Annotated in this window: 12 protein-coding genes and 1 riboswitch; of the genes, 2 read left to right on the top strand and 10 right to left on the bottom strand. The window is 57.4% G+C overall.

Translation table 11 applies throughout. The annotated features are described in order from the left end of the window. Window positions 1-60: 60 nt before the first annotated feature. Together yjbE and pgi are read right to left on the bottom strand one after the other, a co-directional pair. Window positions 61-423 carry an exopolysaccharide production protein YjbE gene (gene yjbE, locus ACL2XG_RS14855; RefSeq protein ID WP_410012631.1) on the bottom strand — a complete coding sequence of 121 codons (363 nt, stop codon included), beginning with the start codon at window positions 421-423 and terminating at the stop codon, window positions 61-63. A gap of 474 nt (window positions 424-897) precedes the next feature. Next, window positions 898-2,547, bottom strand: coding sequence for a glucose-6-phosphate isomerase (pgi, locus tag ACL2XG_RS14860; protein WP_413721836.1), 1,650 nt, complete (start codon window positions 2,545-2,547; stop codon window positions 898-900). Window positions 2,548-2,733: 186 nt separating this feature from the next. Further along, window positions 2,734-2,927, top strand: a riboswitch (Lysine riboswitch). Between the two features lie 113 nt (window positions 2,928-3,040). Between pgi and lysC the strand changes: the two genes are divergently transcribed. Then, window positions 3,041-4,402: a lysine-sensitive aspartokinase 3 gene (gene lysC / locus ACL2XG_RS14865; RefSeq protein ID WP_413721835.1), complete on the top strand. Its 1,362-nt coding sequence runs from the start codon at window positions 3,041-3,043 to the stop codon at window positions 4,400-4,402. A gap of 54 nt (window positions 4,403-4,456) precedes the next feature. On the opposite strand, the gene ACL2XG_RS14870 is transcribed toward lysC, so the two are convergent. From ACL2XG_RS14870 to ACL2XG_RS14900, 7 genes are read right to left on the bottom strand one after another with little or no spacing between them, the layout of a single operon-like run. Further along, on the bottom strand, window positions 4,457-6,118 hold the full coding sequence (locus tag ACL2XG_RS14870) for a Na/Pi cotransporter family protein (protein ID WP_410012634.1): 1,662 nt from the start codon (window positions 6,116-6,118) through the stop codon (window positions 4,457-4,459). 30 nt (window positions 6,119-6,148) lie between these two features. Next, entirely contained in the window at window positions 6,149-6,799 is a 651-nt protein-coding gene (locus ACL2XG_RS14875) for an HAD family hydrolase (RefSeq protein WP_410012635.1), read from the bottom strand. Next, the gene (locus ACL2XG_RS14880; RefSeq protein WP_413721834.1) at window positions 6,796-7,788 is read right to left on the bottom strand and encodes an ABC transporter ATP-binding protein; all 993 of its coding nucleotides are present in this window, start codon (window positions 7,786-7,788) and stop codon (window positions 6,796-6,798) included. Before ACL2XG_RS14880 ends, ACL2XG_RS14875 begins: the two co-directional genes overlap by 4 nt. Before the next feature lie 2 nt (window positions 7,789-7,790). Further along, window positions 7,791-8,576, bottom strand: a complete 786-nt coding sequence (locus ACL2XG_RS14885) for an ABC transporter permease (RefSeq protein WP_410012637.1) — start codon at window positions 8,574-8,576, stop codon at window positions 7,791-7,793. 33 nt (window positions 8,577-8,609) lie between these two features. Further along, a complete protein-coding gene (locus tag ACL2XG_RS14890) occupies window positions 8,610-9,449 on the bottom strand; it encodes an ABC transporter permease (protein ID WP_413721833.1) in 840 nt (279 codons plus the stop codon). Then, on the bottom strand, window positions 9,446-10,243 hold the full coding sequence (locus tag ACL2XG_RS14895) for an alkaline phosphatase family protein (RefSeq protein WP_410012639.1): 798 nt from the start codon (window positions 10,241-10,243) through the stop codon (window positions 9,446-9,448). The genes ACL2XG_RS14890 and ACL2XG_RS14895 overlap by 4 nt, the downstream gene beginning before the upstream one ends. Before the next feature lie 10 nt (window positions 10,244-10,253). Next, window positions 10,254-11,315, bottom strand: a complete 1,062-nt coding sequence (locus ACL2XG_RS14900; RefSeq protein ID WP_413721832.1) for an ABC transporter substrate-binding protein — start codon at window positions 11,313-11,315, stop codon at window positions 10,254-10,256. A gap of 195 nt (window positions 11,316-11,510) precedes the next feature. Between ACL2XG_RS14900 and ACL2XG_RS14905 the strand changes: the two genes are divergently transcribed. Further along, window positions 11,511-12,251 (top strand): UTRA domain-containing protein, encoded by a 741-nt coding sequence (locus ACL2XG_RS14905; RefSeq protein WP_410012641.1) that lies wholly within the window; start codon window positions 11,511-11,513, stop codon window positions 12,249-12,251. Between the two features lie 13 nt (window positions 12,252-12,264). Here ACL2XG_RS14905 and ACL2XG_RS14910 read toward each other — a convergent pair whose 3' ends face one another. Beyond that, window positions 12,265-12,591 carry a Dabb family protein gene (locus ACL2XG_RS14910; RefSeq protein WP_410012642.1) on the bottom strand — a complete coding sequence of 109 codons (327 nt, stop codon included), beginning with the start codon at window positions 12,589-12,591 and terminating at the stop codon, window positions 12,265-12,267. Window positions 12,592-12,914 lie beyond the last annotated feature (323 nt).

A 12,914-nucleotide genomic window follows, 5' to 3' on the forward strand; every position in this document is an offset into this window, starting at 1 on the left:
CCCAAACGAAAGGAGACCAAAAAATAACCACACTTGCGTGTGGTTATCGAATAGTTATTATTACTGCACCGTTGAGGTGGTGGTGCCGGTACCGGTATTGCCATTACCGTCACCGTTATCGTCATTATGAGCGCCGATTAAGGCCACTCCAGCTAACAGTGCGACCGCACCAACGCCGACTGCCGTGGCAGCCCCGGCGCTCAGACCAGAAGCAGTCTCGGTGTTACCGCTACTGTTACCCGGCGTGGCAGCTAACGCATAAGAACCACTAGCCATCAACATTGCAGCCATTACTACACTAAACAGTTTATTCATATTTATTACCTTTGATTCATGAGGATGATGACTATAAAGCAATGAAATGATGATTTGCCTTATATAAGCATCATAAAGGAATATAATGCAATAAAATATATCTTGCATTCATCATCCCTGATTTAGCCGAAAAAATGCGCGACACCGCATTGGTACGCGGCAAAGTAGTGAAATGCCCTCTTTTGTTGCATAAAAGCAAAATTAATCACCAGTAATGCGATTTAGGGCACAATTTTTCGGTGAATGAGAAGTTCACGCCAAGGGGCAAAATCAGATAATTCCGCTGTCAGTACCTCAATGAGGAGGCTTATACGCCCAAAAGTATATAAGCCGTCTGCGTGTTTTAAAATAAGGCCTTAGAGCCGGTTTTTATATTCCCTGCCCGCAACGATGCGCCTTATTCTGAAAACAGGCGCGGCTAGTTTTTAGGAAAATCCTTAAAGAGTGCCAAAAAGCCGCCAAGTAACAAACAGTTAACACCACGGCTGTTTTCTGCAACACCGGCGAAAGCAGCGCAACCGCCGGATATGACGGCCTCCCGGCGGCCGTTCCCTGGCCGTCCTGCAAGGCCTTCGGCGCGTATCAGCCGCGCCAGTTTTTAAAGCAGTTAATCAGGCCATTGGTGGAGCTGTCATGGCTGGTGACCCGGTCATCGGCCGCCAGTTCCGGCAGGATCCGGTTCGCCAGCTGTTTACCCAGTTCCACGCCCCATTGGTCAAAGGTGTAGATGTTCAGGATAACGCCCTGGGTGAAGATTTTATGTTCATACAGCGCAATCAGCGCGCCCAGGCTGTAAGGGGTGATTTCCCTGAGCAGTATGGAATTGGTCGGCCGATTGCCGGCGAAGACTTTGAAAGGCGCCACGTGCCCGACCTGATCCGGGGTTTTACCCGCCGCCGCGAATTCGTCCTCGACCACCTGCAAAGATTTACCAAACGCCAGGGCCTCGGTTTGCGCAAAGAAGTTCGACAGCAGCTTGGCGTGATGATCGCTGAGCGGATTATGGCTTATCGCCGGGGCGATAAAATCGCAGGGAACCACTTTGGTGCCCTGGTGAATCAGCTGGTAAAAGGCATGCTGGCCGTTGGTGCCCGGTTCACCCCAAATAATCGGGCCGGTTTGGTAATCCACCGGATGGCCGTTGCGATCCACGTACTTGCCGTTGGACTCCATATTACCCTGCTGGAAATACGCGGGGAAACGGTGCATATACTGATCGTAGGGCAGGATGGCTTCTGTTTCCATGCCGTAGAAATTGTTATACCAAATGCCGATCAAGGCCAGCAGCACCGGCAGGTTTTGTTCCGCCGGGGTGTCCCGGAAATGGCGATCCATGGCATGGGCGCCGCTGAGCAGCTGTTCAAAATTGTCAAAACCCACGGACAGGGCAATGGACAGGCCGATGGCCGACCACAGGGAATAACGGCCGCCGACCCAGTCCCAGAACTCAAACATATTGTCGGTATCGATGCCGAATTCACCCACGGCCTTGGCATTGGTGGACAGGGCGGCAAAGTGCCTGGCGACGTGTTTTTCATCGCCGGCGGTCTGCAGGAACCAATCGCGCGCGCTGTGGGCGTTGGTCATGGTTTCCTGGGTGGTAAAGGTTTTCGACGCCACCAGGAACAGGGTGGTGGCCGGGTCGAGGTGCTTGACCGTTTCGGCGATATGGGTGCCGTCGACATTGGATACGAAGTGCATGGTCAGGTGGTTTTTAAACGGGCGCAGCGCTTCGGTCGCCATATAAGGCCCGAGATCCGAGCCGCCGATACCGATATTCACCACGTCGGTGATCGCTTTGCCGGTATAGCCTTTCCATTCACCGCCGATGACCCTGTGGCAGAATTGCTTGATCTTGGCCAATACCGCGTTCACATCCGGCATCACGTCTTTGCCGTCCACCAGGATCGGCGTGTTGCTGCGGTTACGCAGGGCCACGTGCAACACCGCGCGATCTTCGGTGCGGTTGATCTTTTCACCGGAGAACATCGACTTGATGGCCCCGTCGAGATCGCACTCCCGGGCCAGGGCCTGCAATTTTTCCAGCGTTTCATGGGTAATGCGATTTTTGGAATAATCGACCAGCATCTGGTCGTCAAAGGTGGCGGAGAAGGTGTCGAAACGGGAGTTGTCCCTGGCGAACAGTTCGCTGATGGTAACATCCTTCATGTGTTCAAAATGCTGCTGCAGCGCTTTCCAGGCCGCGGTGTGGCTAGGGTTTATGTTTTTCATAGGCAACGCTCTTATTGAGAATAAAAAGACGTGATGACAATGATTGTATCGCGTAGCTCACGAGTTGCGACCCCTTTTCTTGCGATTGCCCTCTTTTCAGGATAAATGCGTTTGCATCATGCGCTGCCCGTTGACACCGGGGTAATTACCCGCTATTTGTAAGGTCCTAGTAGCGCACCCGTTGCGTGAACCAGAAGAGGCGCGTCGCCCAGGCAAGGTTTCGGAGGATCCGTTTTCCGCTGATGAAACCCAAGGGGGAGCGACGCCGAGGCAGCGTACGGCAAACGGGCCGGCGTTACCGGCCGCATGGGCTGAATCCCATGGGTTGTCACCGGCATTTTCGCCATTGGCGATAGGCACGGTGGGGCGCTTCTGGGTGTACCGTAGTCTTCTACGCCTGCTCCCTGTTTCCCGCCCCTGACTCGTGCCAAAAGCTTAATATGTTGTCATCAAGGATGGCATCCTGACACGAGGCATTAGAGGCATTAATAGCATGGCAGAATCAATACAGTCCCCTATCGTGGCGAAGTTCGGCGGCACCAGCGTCGCCGATTACGACGCGATGAACCGCAGCGCGGATATCGTGCTGTCCAATGCCGCCGTCCGTCTGGTGGTGTTGTCCGCCTCGGCGGGCGTCACCAATTTGCTGGTGGCGCTGGCTGAAGGCAAAGAACCCGAGCGCCGCGCCTTTCATCTGGATGAAATCCGCCGCATCCAGTATGCCATTATCGACCGGCTGGCCGATTCGCGGGTGATTCGCGAGGAAATTGACCGCATGCTCGATAATATCGCCATGCTGTCCGAGGCGGCGGGCCTCGCCACATCCCATGCCCTGACCGATGAGCTGGTCAGCCACGGCGAACTGATGTCGACGCTGCTGTTCGTTGAGGTGCTGCGCCAGCGCCAGGCGCAGGCCCAATGGTTCGATATTCGCAAGGTGATGCGTACCAATGACCGTTTCGGCCATGCCGAGCCGGAGATCGCCGTCCTGAAGGAATTAACCCAAAGCCTGCTGCTGCCGCGCATCGACGCGGCGCTGATCATTACCCAGGGCTTTATCGGCAGTGAGGCCAAAGGGCGCACCACCACGTTGGGACGGGGCGGCAGCGATTATACCGCCGCCCTGCTGGGCGAAGCGCTGCAGGCCCAGCGCATCGACATCTGGACCGATGTGCCCGGTATCTATACCACCGACCCGCGCGTCGTGCCCGAGGCCAAGCGCATTGATGAAATCAGTTTCGAGGAGGCGGCGGAAATGGCCACCTTCGGCGCCAAAATCCTGCATCCCGCCACCTTGTTGCCGGCGGTGCGCAGCGATATTCCGGTTTTTGTCGGGTCCAGTAAGGACCCTCATGCCGGCGGCACCCTGGTGTGCAATAAAACGCTCAATCCACCGCTGTTCCGCGCCATTGCCCTGCGCCGCCGGCAAACGCTGCTGACCCTGCACAGTCTGAATATGCTGCAGGCGCGCGGATTCCTGGCCGAAGTGTTCAATATCCTGGCGCGCCATTATATTTCCGTGGATTTGATTACCACGTCCGAGGTGAGCGTGGCGCTGACCATGGACACCACGGGATCGACTTCGTCCAGCGCCAGCCTGTTGACCACGTCCCTGCTGACGGAACTCTCATCCCTGTGCCGGGTGGAGGTTGAAGAGAACCTGGCGCTGATCGCCCTGATCGGCAATAAGCTCTCCCAGGCCTGCGGGGTGGGTAAAGATGTATTTGGCGTACTGGACCCGTTTAATATCCGGCTGATCTGCTATGGCGCCAGCAGCCATAACCTGTGCCTGCTGGTGCCGGGACAGGACGCGGAACAAGTGGTCAAGACCCTGCACCACAACCTGTTTGGTTGACGTTATCCCCGCACGGGCGCGTGGGCGCCCGGACCAACCAGGGATGACGGGCCTTTAGAGCGGGGTGGATGCCTTGTCGCGCCGCTCCTCATTCTCTTCCGCCTCGTCCTCTTCATTGAGTTCCAACGCGTTATAGGCCACCGAACAGAATAGGGAGTTCATCCGCTTCATATCCCCGAGCAGCCCAAGGTGCAGCGAACTGGTTTCCAGGCTCTGCACATTTTGCTGGTGGAGGCGATCCACATGGGCATGGGCATAGCGCCGGTCGGTAATGCGAAATCGATGTTTGGCGCGGCGCAGGCGCCGCGCGCTGGTGATATCGCCGGTCAGGAACACCGACAGGCTCAGGCGCAGGTTGGACATCAGCTGTTCGTGCAGCGTATCAAGCTCCTGCAGCCCCTCGGTGGAAAAGGCCCGGCGCGTGGCCAGAGACTTGGCGGCCACATCCCCGGCCATGCGCTCGATAATATCCCCGGCCTGTTCCAGGTTGAGCGCCATTTCGATAATCTCGGCCCAGCGGCGGGAATCCGCTTCCTCCAGATCCTCTTTCGGCATCTGGGCCAGATAGAGTTTGATGGCGGTGTACAGCACGTCGACATCATCATCCAGCCGGCGTATTTCCCGGTCTTTATTCGGCTGGCCGTGCAGCACTTCACGAAGCAGCAGCAGCATGCTTTCCACCACATCGCCCATGCGCAGTGTTTCCCTCGAGGCATTGGCCAGCGCCAGCGCGGGCGTATCCAGGGCGCTGGTATCCAGATGACGCGGGCGCACGCCCACGTCGCCGACCGCCGTATCGCCGATCCATTGTGTACATAAGCGCGCCATCGGCCCGGCGAACGGCACCAGGAGCAGGCAGCGAATCAGGTTATAAAAAACATGGAAATAGATCACCAGCTCCGAGGCGCTGACCGGCAGGCGCCCAAGCAGGCCGGCCAGGAATGAGATGGCCGGCAATACCACCAAGCCGCCCACCAGCTTGAACAGCAGGCTGCCCAGCGCCACGCGTTTGCCTTCCGCGTTTTGCCCGCTGGCGTTGATCATCGCCAGGATGCCGCTGCCCAGGTTGGCGCCGATAACCAGGCACAGGGCCACCTTAAAGGAAATCACATCGGTGGCGGTCAGCGTCGCGGTCAGCAGCACCGCCGCCAGGCTTGAGTAGCTGATAATGGCGAACAGCGCGCCGAGCAGGGCGTCGAGCACCACATCGCCGGTCAGTGATGAGAACAGGACCTTGACGCCGTTGGCCTGGGTAATGGGGGTCGAGGCGGCGACAATCAGCTCCAGCGCCAGTAGGATCAGGCCCAGGCCGATACACACCCGGCCTATCTGGCCGACGCGCGATTGCTTACGGCTCAGGAACAGGCAGACGCCGATAAAGATCAGCAGGGGGGAGAGCCAGGATAAGTCAAACGTCAGCACCCGGGCCATCAGCGCGGTACCGACATCGGCGCCCAGGATAATCACCAGGGCCGGCGTCAGCGCCACCAGGCCCTGGGCGACAAACGAGGTGACCAGCATTGCCGTGGCGTTACTGCTTTGGACCAGCGCCGTAACGCCGATGCCCGCCATGAACGCCATCGGTTTTTTTTCTACGCTTCTGCTCAGCACCTGCCGCAGGCGGGCACCGTAGACACGCATGATCCCGGTACGGACAATATGCGTCCCCCAAACCAGCAGCGCTACCGCGGAAAGCAGATGCAACAATGTTAACACGCTTCTTACAACTCCTTGATGACCCACTGTTTACCATTGCAAAACCGGCCATCCAGCCTGTTGTGCATGCCGAAGCAGGATACCGTCGGGATTAACGGCATAAGGATAACCCACCTGACTTAATAACGGCAGGTCATTACACGAGTCGGAATAAAAGCTGGCCTGCGCCAACATTGACTCCTTGCCCTCGATCAGGTCCAGCAGCCTGGACACTTTCCCCTCCCGATAAGTTAATACGCCACAGGTTTTACCGGTATAAGAATCGTCATAAACTTCAAGTTGTATCGACAAGGTTTCAGCGACGCCGAAGCGGCGCGCAATCGGCGTCACCAAATGTTCGCCGGACGCCGAAATAATAACGTTCCGATCCCCGCGGCGTTGATGTTCGGCGATACAGCGCCGGGCGGGCTCACGTATGCAGGGAACGATCGCCTCGTCGATAAAGGCCTCCACGCACTGCGCCACTTCATCCGTAGAACGGCCGATCAGCGGCTCCAGGGTAAACGACATATATTCTTCCATGGATAATGTCCCCTGCCGGTACTGTAGCATTAATGCCTGTTCCCGTTGCACAAATCCGTCGCGTTGCGCCCAGCCCAGCGTCAGCATGTACTGGCTCCACAGGCTGGCGCAGTCTCCATCAATCAGTGTGTCATCCAAATCAAATAACGCCAGGCTCATGCCACCTCACATAATGTCGTTATATCTAACTGTAGACCAACCGGCGTGCCGTTTGGGTACAGATCGGCCACCGATCGGTTCAACACATCCACCAGCAGTTCGACCCCCTGCGCCGACACGCGATAACGGATCACATTACCCAACAGGCTGTGGCCGTCGACGCGCGCGCTAATGCCCTGCCCGGCCGGCAACAGCATAATAGACTCGGGCCGCACGGCGACCCGGCCCCGCCAGCCGCGCCCGGTCAACAGCGCGGCTTGATCCGGGCTTAACAGGTTATAACTGCCGATAAACCCGGCGGCAAAGGCGTCCACCGGCTGGGTATAAAGCGTTTCGGCGCTGCCGTTTTGCACGATTTTACCTTTATTCATCAGCACCACGCGGTCGGATAAGGTCAGCGCTTCTTCCTGATCGTGCGTAACAAAAATGGCGGTCAGCCGCAGTTCTTGCTGAATACGCCGGATTTGGTCGCGCAAATGCTTGCGGATGCGGGCATCCAGGGCCGATAGCGGCTCATCCAGCAGCAGCAGCCGGGGGCGGGTGACGAGCGAACGCGCCAGGGCCACCCGCTGGCATTGGCCGCCGGAGAGCTGATGCGGATACCGGTGGGCGAACTCATGCAGTTCCACCAGTTCCAGCACCTCGTTGACGCGGCGCGTGATCTCGGTCGCCGCCAGCTTTTGCATTTTCAGGCCAAAGGCCACGTTGCCGGTGACCGTCATATTCGGGAACAACGCATAGCTCTGGAATACCATGCCGATACCGCGGTCCTGGGGCGATAACGGCACTAAATCCGCGCCTTGCAACAAGATTTGCCCACTGTCCACCGGCGTCAGGCCCGCCAGGCAACGCAACAGGGTAGACTTGCCGCAGCCGCTCGGCCCGAGCAGGGTAACAAATTCGCCTTCCGCAGCATCGAAATCGATATTTTCGAACACCTGGGTCGGACCATAATGTTTATTAAGCTGTTTTACCGCCAGATAAGACATGATTATTCCTTGCCCTTATTCACGGAATTCGCCACTAGCGTCAGCAGCAATACCACCAGGAAATAGGAGATCACCAGGGCGCTGGTGAAATGACCGCTGCCGTTGCGGCTATTATAAAGATAGACCTGCAGCGTCTCGAAACGGTTGCCCACCAGCAGGTTGGCAAAGACAAACTCGCCGATAAGGAACGAGAACGACAGCAATACGGCAATCATGCAGCCCTTGCGCAGGTTGGGCAGCACCACCAGCAGCGCCGCCCGCCAGGTACTGGCGCCGAGCAATTGGGCGGCATCCATCAAATCACGCAGGTGGATGGCCTGCATATTGTTGGTGATCGCCCGATAGATAAACGGCAGCGCGATGGTGAAATAACAGCCGATTAAAATCCACGGCGTGCCGGTCATGGCCAGCGGACCGTCGGAATACAGCTGCAGCAGGCCCACCGACGACACCACCGGCGGCACGGCGAACGGCAGCAGGATCAGAATATTCATCAGGGCATCGAGCTGCGGAAAATAGTAAGCAATCACAAACATTAATGGCAATACCAGTACAACGGCAAGGGCCAGCGCGCCGAAACAAATCAGCAGCGAATGCCACAGCGCCGTCAGGAAACGCGGATCCTGCCAGAGCTGGGCCATCCATTTTAAGGTGAACCCTTCCGGCAACACCGTCGACCCCCACTGGCTGGAAAAAGCGTAAACCAGCGTCGCCACCAAAGGCAGCAGCAGGATAAACAGCAGCACCGCGACCACGGCGCGGTGATAAATGTTTTCAGCACGCGTCATCAACCCCCTCCCGTTTTGCCGCCAACTAACTTATCAGGATCGTACATGGGTATAGCTCCTGCGCATCACCCAGCGATGAACCAGGGTGATAAACACCATCAGCAATACCAGGAACATGCCCAGCGCGCTGGCCATATTCGGGTCAAGTTCCAGATCGCCCGCCACCAGGGCGGCGATACGGATCGGGATAACGTTGAAATTGCCGCTGGTCAGGGCAAAAATCGTGGCGTAGGCGCCCAGGGCGTTAGCCAACAGGATAACAAAGGTGCCCAGCAGGGCCGGCGCCAGCACCGGCAGGCCGATATGCCGCCAGTAACGCACCTTGCCCGCGCCCAGCAACGCGGCGGATTCGCGCCAGTCCTCGCGCAGGCCGTCAAAGGCCGGATACAGCAACAGCACCCCGAGCGGGATCTGGAAGTAGGTGTACAGCACCATCAGGCCGGTTTTGGAATAGATGCTGAAGTCCCCGAGCCAGCCATAACGGCGCAGAATAAGCGTGACGCAGCCGTTGGTGCCCAGCAGGATGACAAAAGCGAACGCCAGCGGGACGCCGGTAAAATTGCTGGTCATATTGGTAAAGGACATCACGGCGGTGCGCAGGCGCGACACCCCGAGCTGGCGCAGCGAGTAACTGCCCACCAGGGCGATCAGCAACCCGAATACGCTGGACCAGAAGGTGATTTGCAGGGAGAAGTAGATCGCCTGCCGGTAAAACGGCGAGCCGAGGATTTGCCGATAGTTATCCATCCCCCAGCCTTCGATGTCGCTGTTGAAGCTATGCACCGCCATCCACGCCAGCGGCGCGATTTGGAAAGCACAGAACACCAGCGCAAAAGGCAGCATGACCAATACCGCCAGCCATTTGGCCTTCATTTCAACAGCTCCGCGCAGGCCGGCCGATCGTGTTCAACCCCCAGCAGGCTGCAAAGGGTGCCGCACAGTTCCGTCTGGCGCGGCGCGGCGGGCGCCTGGCTAAAAGCCGCGCCGAACACAAATAACGGCACCTGGCGCTCTTCGGGCAGGATGCCGCCATGGCTGCGATCGTCGTTCATGCCGTGATCCGCCGTGACGATCACCTGATAACCGGCTGCCAGCCACGCGGGCATATATTGCGACAACAGGCCGTCCGCGGTGCGGGCCATATTACGGTATTGCGGCGACGACAGGCCGAAGCGATGGCCCGCGTCGTCGATATTCATGGGATGAAGCAGCAGGAAATCCGGTTGGTGGCGCTGGCGCAGGCTTTCCGCATCTTCAAACAGATGGGAGTCGGGATAATGGTCCGCATGATAAAAATGCCCGTACTGGATAGCCGCCTCCGGCGCGACGGTATGGCGATCGCGCACGGCATCGAAGGGGGCGCGGTTATACAGTTCGCTCACCCAATAATAGGCCGCCGCCGCGGTGGTAAGGCCGGCGGCGCGGGCAAAATGAAAAATGCTGCGATGATGCGAAAGCCTCACCACGTTATTATGCACGACGCCGCTCGCCACCGGCGGCACGCCGGTAAGGATACACTCATAGAGCGGTCGCGATAATGACGGCAGCTCGCAGTCCAGTTGATAGAGGCATCCATGCCCCGCCGCGCACTCAGCGTGCAGATATCCCATGGCGTCGTAGGCCACCGGATAGCTTAGTCCGTCCAGTATCACCAGCAGGGTTTTCATCACGCCTCCTTTACTGCGGCATGACCATCATGACATTCTCCTGCCACAGGCGCGGCAGTTCCTTGGCGCTCTTTTCCCAGGCAACCGGATCGGCGATGGGATGGGCGTTTTTATACTGTTCGATAGGCAGCAGCTTGGCTTTCACGTCATCCGGCAGCGTCAGCTTTTCCACGCGGATCGGGCGGGCATAGCCCCGGGCCAGGTTGATCTGTCCGGCATCGGAAAAAATATATTCGCGCGCAAACTTGGCCGCATTGGGATGTTTGGCATATTTATTTATAATCGTGGTATAGCCGGAGGTAATGGAGCCATCGGAGGGGATCAATACATCAAAACGGGTCTTGTCGATGGTGTCGCGGTAATTAAGGCCGTTGAAATCCCAGACGATGCCCACATCCACTTCGCCTTTTTCCAGCGACGCTATAGTCGGGTTGTTCAGTCCCAGGCGTCCCGCCTTGGCCAGCTTGGCAAAAAATTCCAGGCCCGGCTTCAGATTCTTTTCATCGCCGCCCATGGCATAGCTCGCCGCCAGCACGCCGTTGGTCGCTTGCGCCGCGGTACTGACATCGCCGACGGTCACCTTATAATCGCCTTTCAGCAAATCGGCCCAGCTATGCGGCGTTTCTTTTACCGTTTGCTTGTTCACGATAAAAGCGATGGTGCCGGTATACGCCAGCGCCCAATGGCCGTCTTTGTCCTTTGCCCAGTCGGGAACCTGATCCCAGGTACTGGGTTTGTAAGGCAGCGTTACGCCTTTTTGTACCGCCACCGGCCCAAAGGACGATCCCACATCGCCGATATCCGCGCTGGCGTTGCCTTTCTCAGCCAGGAATTTGGCGATCTCCTGCGCTGAACTCATATCGGTATCGCTATGCTTCAGGCCGTATTTGCCGGCCAGATCCGCCCAGGTATCCTTCCAGTTTGCCCAGCTGTCAGGCATGCCGACACTATTGACCTCGCCTTCCTGGCGCGCCGCTTTCTCCAGGGCCGCGACATCCGCGGGCGCGGCGAAACCGGCCGGGCTTGCCATCAGGATGGCGGTGGTTAACACAGAAGCGAACAGAAGTTTCATAAATGATGCTCCGGGTGAAGGAATGAAGGTGACGAACTCTACTGGTCTAGTCCAGCAAGAACCAAGCCAATCTACCGAAGTAAGATGAATATTTGATGTCAGTAATTCTTTTAGCCGATTTTTTGTTATGGTTTTACCACCCCATCCGCAAAGGCAGAAAAATGTGCACTATGAACAGGCAGGCCGGTAAAAAAAATGCTGCATAATGGCGCTTCTTTCAGCGCCAGCCTGTCCCGGCAAAAAACCGTTACCGCGATTTGCCAGGCGATCGCCGGCTGGATTGCACAAGGGGACTTGACGCACAACGATCGCTTGCCCGCCGAGAGGATGCTAAGCGAACAATTTGCCACGACCCGCATTACCCTGCGGGAAGCGTTGGGGCAGTTGGAAGCCCAGGGGCTGATTTACCGCGAGGAACGCCGCGGCTGGTTTGTCAGCCCGCCGCGTATTATCTATAACCCGCTGACGCGCAGCCATTTCCATGCCATGGTGCGCGAGCAGGGGCGTAAACCCGCCACCGAGGTATTGGATGCCAGCGAAATGACGACGCCGGCGGCGATATGCGCGCATTTGGCCTTGCCGTCCGGTTCACGGGTATATTGCATACGCCGGGTCAGGCGCATTGACGGGCGTGCGGTGCTTTACGTGGAACATTATCTGAATCCGGCGTATTTCCCGGCGATTTTGCATGAGGATCTGACATCCTCGCTTACGGAACTGTATGCCAACCAGTATGGCATCCGTTACGGCAAAGTACGTTTCGCCATGCTGCCCACCACCTTTCCGCAGGCGGCGTCGCAGGCGCTGAAATTGGCGGATAACAGCCCGGCGCTGTTTATTACCCGTATCAATCGCGATCAGTATGGCCGCATTATTGACTGCGACCTGGAGTACTGGCGCTACGATACCCTGCATATCGACGTAGAGGCGCAGTAGCGCCGGGGGTCATTCACAATGCGTTTTCATGTCCCCACAGATCAAACACCAGCACGGACCCCGCGCCGTCCGCCAGTACCGGGAACAGGATATTTTCACACACGTAAAGATGATGGCGATGGGCCAGGTACTGGTCCAGGGCTGCGCTGTCGGCAAAAAAAAGCCGGAGCAGATGCCTGAAGCCCTTATCCCGTTGTTCCCGGCTGGCATTGTCATGCCACGATGCCTTCAGGATGCCGGGAATATACCGATCCATCGCCAGCAGCGTCGCGGCGACCTGCTGGATCTCCGCCGGCGCCAATGCCGGCCTGAACCGGAACAGAACATTATGTTCAATCATCTTTCTCTCCGATTTTTCATCCCTTGAAGCACGCCGCCTTTCAGGGGGAAGGAGGGCTTTTCGCCCCGCTCTTGCCATAAGGATAATTGCGCTTCATATAACGATGTGTCGATCTGAAGGCCGCCACCAGCGTCGTCAGAAATATTTTTTGTTCATGTTGATTCATCAGTTACCCTCTTACCGCTTATTATTTTGTCATGCTAAGTCCGCCATCCCGTCTGTGCGCGCGGTCCTGTACGCCAGGGTGCCTTTTCATGAAGGGTGTCCACAGAGTTGCCTCAATAATAGGGATTGATTACACTCATCCTTGCGTTGCCAGCGGA

It is taken from the genome of Sodalis sp. RH24 (assembly GCF_047324145.1).
In the GTDB taxonomy this organism is placed as follows: domain Bacteria; phylum Pseudomonadota; class Gammaproteobacteria; order Enterobacterales; family Enterobacteriaceae; genus Acerihabitans.

What these genes read in the sequence shown, in the direction of transcription:
- yjbE (WP_410012631.1), bottom strand. Translation starts at nt 423, where the DNA reads ATGCAAGATATATTTTATTGCATTATATTCCTTTATGATGCTTATATA.
- pgi (WP_413721836.1), bottom strand. Translation starts at nt 2,547, where the DNA reads ATGAAAAACATAAACCCTAGCCACACCGCGGCCTGGAAAGCGCTGCAG.
- lysC (WP_413721835.1), top strand. Translation starts at nt 3,041, where the DNA reads ATGGCAGAATCAATACAGTCCCCTATCGTGGCGAAGTTCGGCGGCACC.
- ACL2XG_RS14875 (WP_410012635.1), bottom strand. Translation starts at nt 6,799, where the DNA reads ATGAGCCTGGCGTTATTTGATTTGGATGACACACTGATTGATGGAGAC.
- ACL2XG_RS14880 (WP_413721834.1), bottom strand. Translation starts at nt 7,788, where the DNA reads ATGTCTTATCTGGCGGTAAAACAGCTTAATAAACATTATGGTCCGACC.
- ACL2XG_RS14885 (WP_410012637.1), bottom strand. Translation starts at nt 8,576, where the DNA reads ATGACGCGTGCTGAAAACATTTATCACCGCGCCGTGGTCGCGGTGCTG.
- ACL2XG_RS14890 (WP_413721833.1), bottom strand. Translation starts at nt 9,449, where the DNA reads ATGAAGGCCAAATGGCTGGCGGTATTGGTCATGCTGCCTTTTGCGCTG.
- ACL2XG_RS14895 (WP_410012639.1), bottom strand. Translation starts at nt 10,243, where the DNA reads ATGAAAACCCTGCTGGTGATACTGGACGGACTAAGCTATCCGGTGGCC.
- ACL2XG_RS14900 (WP_413721832.1), bottom strand. Translation starts at nt 11,315, where the DNA reads ATGAAACTTCTGTTCGCTTCTGTGTTAACCACCGCCATCCTGATGGCA.
- ACL2XG_RS14905 (WP_410012641.1), top strand. Translation starts at nt 11,511, where the DNA reads ATGCTGCATAATGGCGCTTCTTTCAGCGCCAGCCTGTCCCGGCAAAAA.
- ACL2XG_RS14910 (WP_410012642.1), bottom strand. Translation starts at nt 12,591, where the DNA reads ATGATTGAACATAATGTTCTGTTCCGGTTCAGGCCGGCATTGGCGCCG.